This window comes from Alkalihalobacillus sp. MEB130 (assembly GCF_032335535.1).
Lineage (GTDB): Bacteria > Bacillota > Bacilli > Bacillales > Bacillaceae_D > Halalkalibacter.
This window is the reverse complement of the sequence record NZ_JAOANA010000020.1, coordinates 76,431-83,571: the sequence shown is the minus strand read 5'-3', so window position 1 is coordinate 83,571 and position 7,141 is coordinate 76,431. Positions and strand designations below refer to the sequence as shown.

Here is a 7,141-nt window from a genome sequence, read left to right as displayed (position 1 = left end):
TTTATCAGAGATTGTCCTTTTTTTGTTTTATAAAATGAAAAACATACATAGGAAAGAGGCCCCAAGAACAAAAATGTTCTCGGGCCTCTTTTATTTCAATTTACTGAGTTTTGTCCCAGCCTCTTTTTATTTGCAGTTTATATAAGATATAGAAAATTTTGACCATTTTGCGGTTTTAGGATTATTTAGAGATTTAATTAGAGGTTTTAACTATTAATTAACGAAGGATAAATTAGTAACTTCAGGAGGTGTATATATCATGATTAATATTAAAATTAATATGGTCGTTCCTTGTAATAACTTTATAGAGCATGCTTTTGAGACGTTTAAAGAACATAATCAATCGGAGACGACGGATAGGATTAATGATGAGGTTATTCAATATGAGTTAGAAGAAATTATTGCAAATGGTGAAGATTTGAGAACCTTAAAATTAGATGCGGATGTGATCATGTCTCGAGGTATTACTTGTCAGATATTAAAAGAAAGCAATCAGAAAATACCGATTGTGGATATTCCTGTACAAGGACTTGATCTTATTCGTTGTTTGTATGATTGTAAATCAAGATTTGGTAATAAGAAGGTTGGTGTAATTGGTTCAACCAATATGATTTATGGAGTTGAAGAACTAACTGATATTGTAGGACTTTCCATTAAATCCTTTATTATGAATAATATTTCTGAATCTCCTAGTTTGGTCGACAAAGCAGCCAGTGAAGGTTGCGAAATTATTCTAGCTGGAATAGTAACTTGTGATTATGCTAATAAAAAAGGATTACATGCAAGTATTATTCGAACAGGGAAAGAATCTTTTAGACAATCATTAAGTGAAGCAAAGCGATTAGCGCTAGTAAGTAGACGTGAACAGGAGAAAACACAGCTATATCAAACCATTCTTAACTATGCCTACGAAGGTGTTATTGCAATTGATAAAAAAGACAAAATTACAGCTTTTAATACAGCGGCAAAGGAAACATTATCAATTACTAACAAGAAACTAATAGGTAGCTCAGTCTATGATGTTGTTGGGCAAGGAAAATTACGTGCCTTACTTCTCAATACAGAAGAATACACAGAAGATATTGTTATTTATCAATCCATTCAATTAGCAGTTAAAAAAATCGGAATATTCTTAAAGGGGGAAAGGGTCGGAAACATGGTTGCGTTTCAAGACGTAACAGGTATTCAAGCAATGGAAAGAAAAATTCGTAAGAAGATGCATTTGAGAGGACATATCGCAAAGCACACATTTGATGACATTCTACACAGAAGCAGTTTGGTTAAGGAAGTAATAGAAACGGCTAAAAGTTTTAGTGAAGTTGAATCAAATATTTTAATTGTAGGTGAAACAGGGACGGGCAAGGAGGTCTTCGCTCAGAGTATACATAATCATAGTAATAGAAAACATGGCCCATTCGTTGCAATAAATTGTGCTGCACTTCCGGATAATTTATTAGAAAGTGAATTATTTGGCTATGTTGAAGGTGCGTTTACTGGTGCGATGAAAGGTGGTAAACCAGGCTTTTTTGAACTTGCCCACGGAGGAACGATTTTTTTAGATGAGATAGGTGAGATTTCTCCGCAACTCCAAAGTAGATTGCTTCGAGTTTTACAAGAGAGAGAAATTATGCGTATCGGAGATGATAAGGTTATACCAACTGATGTAAGAGTCTTATCTGCAACGAACAAAAATTTATTGCATTTGGTCAAAGCTGCGGAGTTTAGGGAAGATTTATATTATCGCTTGGATGTCCTGAAAATTACCTTGCCCCCGTTACGTCAAAGAAAGGAAGACGTTCCTCTATTAATCAATGCTTTTATTCACGAAGGGTTTTCCCCAGCTGAACGATCCATTATCACTGATGAAGCAATTAAATGGCTAAGTGAGTGGAGATGGGAAGGGAACATAAGGCAATTAAAGAACTTTTGTGAAAGGCTAATAGTCCTTAGTAAAGACAAAGTCATAGATACTAAGGATGTGAAAAATTGGCTAGAAGGAAGTAGTTTGGAGATGAACGAAAGGGAAGAAGAACAGTCCCAAACCCGTTTTCCAAATGCAGAACTTTCTGAGCGTGAAAAAATATTGAATATTTTAAAACATGTAAATTATAACAAAGGAAAAGCGGCTCTTAAACTAGGAATTAGCAGGACAACTCTCTGGAGGAAGCTAAAAGAATATAATCTTGAAACAAATTGAAACAATGTTAAACATTTTGTTTCAAGGATGAAACAAATGTTACAAGTTTCAATCGAGATAATTTAAAATAGCCTTGATTTAAGCCGAATAATAAGTTGGCATAACTTTTGCATTGTTAAAAGTGAAGTTCCAATGCTTGGAGGTGAGTGATTATGAAGTACTATTCTGTTTTTCTACCTTTAATAAATCCAGAAAAAAGTAAGCGACTTAAAAATCAACATGTAAATTATGTAGGAAAACTAAGAGATGAAGGGAAAATTTATGCCAATGGGCACTTCAATGATGGGGCTGGCGACTTAGTTATTTACTATGAAAGTTCTTATGAAACTGTTGAAACATATGTCCAACGAGATCCTTATGTTTTTCATAAAGCTAGAGATTATGAGATTCATGAATGGGAGATGATAAGGACTGATAACAAGTAGAGCACTAACCTTAAAAATTCAAGTTATATTGGAGGCAAAAATGAATAATCCAATTAAACAAAAATTGATAAATGGAGAACAGACTCTTGGAGCTTTTATAGGAATCTACTCTCCTTCGATTGTTGAAATGTTAGGATATGCTGGGTTTGAATTTATTGTTATAGATGATGAACACGGTACCTTCAATCATTCTGAGCTTGAGAATATGATTAGGGCAGCAGAATGTGTTGGGATGGTTCCATTTGTAAGGGTTTCCTATGACTCATCTAGTATACAAAAAGCATTAGATCGTGGAGCAAAAGGAATTCATGTTCCAATGGTTAATACAAAAGAAGATGCGGAGCAAATTATAAGAAAAGCTAAATTTCCTCCTGTAGGTCAAAGGGGAGCTGCGTTTTCAACCAGGGCAGCTAGGTTTGGGAAAGAAACAGGTGAGAAATACCTAAATGATTCAGATAGAGATACACTTATTGTCGTTCACATAGAAACACAAGAAGCCGTTGATAATTTTGAAGATATTATGAGTGTTGAAGGTATAGATGTTGCATTTTTAGGTCCAACTGATTTATCAGTAAATTTAGGATTTCCTAATGAAGGGGCCAATCACCCAGAGATTCAAAGAATAGCTAATGATTTATACCAAAAAGGTAAAAACATGGGGATTCCAATAGGAACGATCGCTCCCAATGCGGATGTTGCTCGCAATGAATTCAATAAGGGAGCTAACTATATTGGGGTGGTTGCGACAGCGGTTATATCTAACTCGTTTTCCAAAGTAGTAGGAGACGTAAGAGAAACTAATCTTAGTAAATAATATCAAAATTTTGCAAGTGTTTAATTTAAATAAGCTTAGAAAAGGAGATTAGTAATTTGAAAATCATCAAAATTGAAACGATAAAGCTTGAGCAACATCCGCGGAATTTATGGATACGAATTCATACAGATGAAGGCATTATCGGACTTGGTGAAACGAACCCTAAAGTAAAACCAGTTGAATCTATGATTCATGATGTTTGTTCAGAGATATTAATAGGAAAAGATCCACGTAATATTGAACAGATTTGGTCACTCTTTTATCAAGCTTTTAATCATCATGGGTACTCAGGTACTGAAATGCGAGCGTTAAGTGGAATCGACATTGCTCTTTGGGATATTTTAGGTAAGTCTGTAGGTCAACCTATTTATCGTTTATTGGGAGGAGCTAGTAGAGAAAAGATAAATGTGTATAACACTTGCGTAGGCTATCTTAGTAACAATGATCGAGATCGATTTTTAACGGAACCAGAGAAGCTTGCTGAAGAGTTAATGAAACAAGGAATTTTTACGATGAAGGTTTGGCCGTTTGATGAGTTAAGTAGGGATTTTCAAGGAAACTATATTTCACCTGACCTTATCAAAAAAGGGGTAGAACCTTTTCGTCGAATTAGAAAAGCTTTTGGAAATCAAATGGAGCTTGCTTTAGAAGGACACGGTCGTTGGAATGTAACGAGTGCTGTAAGAATTGTTCAGGAATTAGAAGAGTATGGGTTACTTTGGTCTGAAGATTTAATACGACCTGATAATGTTGAAGGGCTACTAGAACTTAAACAATCTTCTAAGATTCCTCTCGCAGCTAGTGAAAGACTATTTACTCGTTACCAATACAGACATTTAGTGGAAAAGCGAGCGGCTGATATTGTCATAGCCGATATTGCTTGGACGGGTGGTATTACGGAAGCGAAAAAGATAGCTCAACTTGCAGATACTTACCAGTTACCATTTGCCCCACACAATTGTGGTGGTCCTGTACTTCATGCAGCAACGGCTCACTTATGTTACAACATACCTAACTTATGGATGATGGAAACAGTCCGTGCCTTTACTGATACGCATTTTGATGAGATTGCAACGAATGTCCCAGCTGTATCAAATGGCTTTTTAACGCCGAATGATTTGCCAGGATTAGGGGTTGAATTACGTTCAGAAATCTTTAATAGAAGCGATATATCTATAAGAGTTACTGATACGACTGATATTAATGGAAGTGAGAAACAAGTATACACGATGTCAAATACAGGTGATCCTTGGAAAACAGTATCATCTAAAGCTTAGAGGAGGTTGTACGTGATATGAGGTTAGGTTTTATTGGTTTAGGAAATATGGGCTTGCCGATGGCAATAAATCTACTTAAAGCCAATTTCGAAGTTTACGGAAAAAACCGAAGCAAAGGCTCCGAATATATTTTGTTAGAAGAAGGAGGGAAAACAGACTTAACAATAGCTCAAATGGCATCTGAGGTAGACATTATTATGACTTGTTTACCTTTGCCCAAAGATGTAGAGGAAGTATACCTAGGAGAAGATGGAATAGTCAAAAATGGTCATTCAGGCTTAATAGCTTTGGATTTTAGTACAGTGTCTCCTGATTTAAATGAAAAGATTTATGAAACAGCTGGAGAAAAGGGAATTGACTTTTTAGATTCACCTGTAAGTGGAGGAACTGTTGGGGCAAAGGCTGGTACATTAAGCATAATGGTTGGTGGAAATAAGGATATCTATGAAAAAGTGAAACCAATCCTTCATGTAGTAGGGGAGAATGTCTACTATACTGGTAAAGTTGGTAGTGGAACGGCAATCAAATTAATTAACCAGTATATGGTTGGAGTCCATACTCAAGCGGTAAGTGAAGCGTTGTTGCTCGCTGAGAAGTTAGAAATTGATTCCAAACAATTATTTGATATTTTGGATGCTAGTTTTGCTCAGAGCAGAATATTTCAACGACATTTTAAACAATTCATTGAAAAGGAGCAGTTTGAAGCTGGATTTGCTTTGAAATTGCTGCACAAGGATTTGAATTTAGTAGAAAAAATGACAGGTGATAACAATATCACATTGCCTATTGGTGAACAAGTAACAGAGTGGTTTAGAAAGGCTAAAGAAACGGACCATGCAAATAGTGATATGTCTGCAATGTATTTATATATGAAAGAGCAACTTCTTACAAATCAAGATTAAACTCATAGGAGGCAAGTATGTTTGATAAAACAGATCCACGTTCGAAATTGTTGAGCAAGACTGATGTAAACATTCCGCCAAATGATATCTCGAATGTAAAACATGTGAAATTTTATGAAGAAGAGTCAATCAAAACTAGCCTAGGAACAGAATCTTGGTGGTCAAGGGGACAAAACTTCTATTTACATTACTCAGAAGCGGTTGAGGGGGAAGTTTTTGACAGAACAAACCAAGTTGATGAGTACGTAATAATCTTACCAGAATTCAAAACAGAAGCGATGATTAAATGGGAAGATCAAGAACTAAATGTAAAAGGAAATTCAATCATTATTGTGCCAAAAGGGCAGAGCCAATTAAAGGTAGAAACGAGCGGAAAGGTTATTCGACTATTTACCGTTCTAAATAGTGATCTAAAGGACTTACCGATCAATAGAGAATATACAATTGCCGATGCGAATGTCTTGCCGTTTAAGGCTTGGAATGAATCTCCAGAAGGCTCTAAGATCCGAGTTTATAGCTTAGATATTGAAAAGGAAGAGGGGAGATTCGGAAAGATTTTTCGATGTTCCACTTTTATGATTAACTTTTTAGATCCTTGGGAAGGTCCAAGAGATACGACTAAATTATCACCACATTCGCATGTTGACTTCGAACAATGTACATTGGCTCTAAAAGGCGACTTTGTTCACCACTTTCGATGGCCTTGGACACCTAATAAAGATAAATGGCAGGTTGATCAACATGATTTTTGTAGCAGTCCGTCATCAACCTATATTCCACCTGGTGTGATACACACTTCTGAGGCTGTCGGAAAACGAACCAATGAATTAGTTGATATCTTTTGTCCACCAAGATTGGATTTCTCTGAACAACCGGGCTGGGTCTTAAATGATGCAGATTATCCGGTTGATAATGCACAGGTAACAAAAGATAAAGAATAATATGTACCTAATTATGTAAGCGTTTAATTTCTTGTTGAGGGTAACGGGGAGGTGGAAGTTATTGATACAAAAGTGAGAGAACTAATATCGGCAATAGCCTTTCTCCTATTTTCAATTTTTATGTACGTATCTACGAATAATATAAGAAGTATGACTGATATGGGAGTAGGACCTGACTTTGCTCCAAAATTGGTTGCTATTGGTATCTTCATTTTGAGTGCTATTCACCTTATAAAGGTATTAAAGGATTGGAAGAAACCAATAGCCGAAAAAGAGGAAGTTGGCGAAGAACAAGTAAAACGAGATTATAAAAAATTTCACATTAAGAAAAAGTATAGAAATGCTTTCTTAACCATTTTAGCGATTGCATTGTATTTCTTTTCCGTTCCAATACTCGGATTTCTTTTAAGTACAATTATCTATTTGCTTTTACAGATGTTCTTGCTAGGAGAAAGAAAGTACTGGAATATTCCTGTATTTTTAATACTTTCAATTGTCGTAGCCTGTTCTGTCTATTATATCTTTAGACTAGTATTTGAAGTTAGACTTCCAGTAGGGATATTTGGATAACAAGGAGGTGAAGTA

7 protein-coding genes are annotated in these 7,141 nt (G+C 35.6%); all 7 read left to right on the top strand.

Annotated elements, in window-relative coordinates:
* The first annotated feature begins 259 nt into the window (after positions 1 to 259).
* The 7 genes from N0O92_RS18215 (at position 260) to N0O92_RS18185 (ending at position 7,126) form a co-directional block, all read left to right on the top strand.
* Entirely contained in the window at positions 260 to 2,197 is a 1,938-nt protein-coding gene (locus tag N0O92_RS18215; RefSeq protein WP_315616095.1) for a sigma 54-interacting transcriptional regulator, read from the top strand.
* Between the two features lie 152 nt (positions 2,198 to 2,349).
* Positions 2,350 to 2,622, top strand: coding sequence for a YciI family protein (locus tag N0O92_RS18210; RefSeq protein WP_315616094.1), 273 nt, complete (start codon positions 2,350 to 2,352; stop codon positions 2,620 to 2,622).
* Positions 2,623 to 2,662: 40 nt separating this feature from the next.
* Positions 2,663 to 3,436 carry an HpcH/HpaI aldolase family protein gene (locus N0O92_RS18205; RefSeq protein ID WP_315616093.1) on the top strand — a complete coding sequence of 258 codons (774 nt, stop codon included), beginning with the start codon at positions 2,663 to 2,665 and terminating at the stop codon, positions 3,434 to 3,436.
* Positions 3,437 to 3,492: 56 nt separating this feature from the next.
* Positions 3,493 to 4,713, top strand: coding sequence for a mandelate racemase/muconate lactonizing enzyme family protein (locus N0O92_RS18200; RefSeq protein WP_315616092.1), 1,221 nt, complete (start codon positions 3,493 to 3,495; stop codon positions 4,711 to 4,713).
* A 17-nt stretch (positions 4,714 to 4,730) separates the two neighbouring features.
* Positions 4,731 to 5,615: an NAD(P)-dependent oxidoreductase gene (locus N0O92_RS18195; protein WP_315616091.1), complete on the top strand. Its 885-nt coding sequence runs from the start codon at positions 4,731 to 4,733 to the stop codon at positions 5,613 to 5,615.
* A 17-nt stretch (positions 5,616 to 5,632) separates the two neighbouring features.
* Positions 5,633 to 6,556, top strand: a complete 924-nt coding sequence (locus N0O92_RS18190) for a cupin domain-containing protein (RefSeq protein WP_315616090.1) — start codon at positions 5,633 to 5,635, stop codon at positions 6,554 to 6,556.
* Between the two features lie 51 nt (positions 6,557 to 6,607).
* Positions 6,608 to 7,126, top strand: coding sequence for a tripartite tricarboxylate transporter TctB family protein (locus N0O92_RS18185; RefSeq protein ID WP_315616089.1), 519 nt, complete (start codon positions 6,608 to 6,610; stop codon positions 7,124 to 7,126).
* The last annotated feature ends 15 nt before the right edge of the window (positions 7,127 to 7,141 follow it).

Bases quoted from the DNA above. Each gene is read 5' to 3' on its own strand.
- N0O92_RS18215 (WP_315616095.1), top strand. From the start codon at position 260: ATGATTAATATTAAAATTAATATGGTCGTTCCTTGTAATAACTTTATA.
- N0O92_RS18210 (WP_315616094.1), top strand. From the start codon at position 2,350: ATGAAGTACTATTCTGTTTTTCTACCTTTAATAAATCCAGAAAAAAGT.
- N0O92_RS18205 (WP_315616093.1), top strand. From the start codon at position 2,663: ATGAATAATCCAATTAAACAAAAATTGATAAATGGAGAACAGACTCTT.
- N0O92_RS18195 (WP_315616091.1), top strand. From the start codon at position 4,731: ATGAGGTTAGGTTTTATTGGTTTAGGAAATATGGGCTTGCCGATGGCA.
- N0O92_RS18190 (WP_315616090.1), top strand. From the start codon at position 5,633: ATGTTTGATAAAACAGATCCACGTTCGAAATTGTTGAGCAAGACTGAT.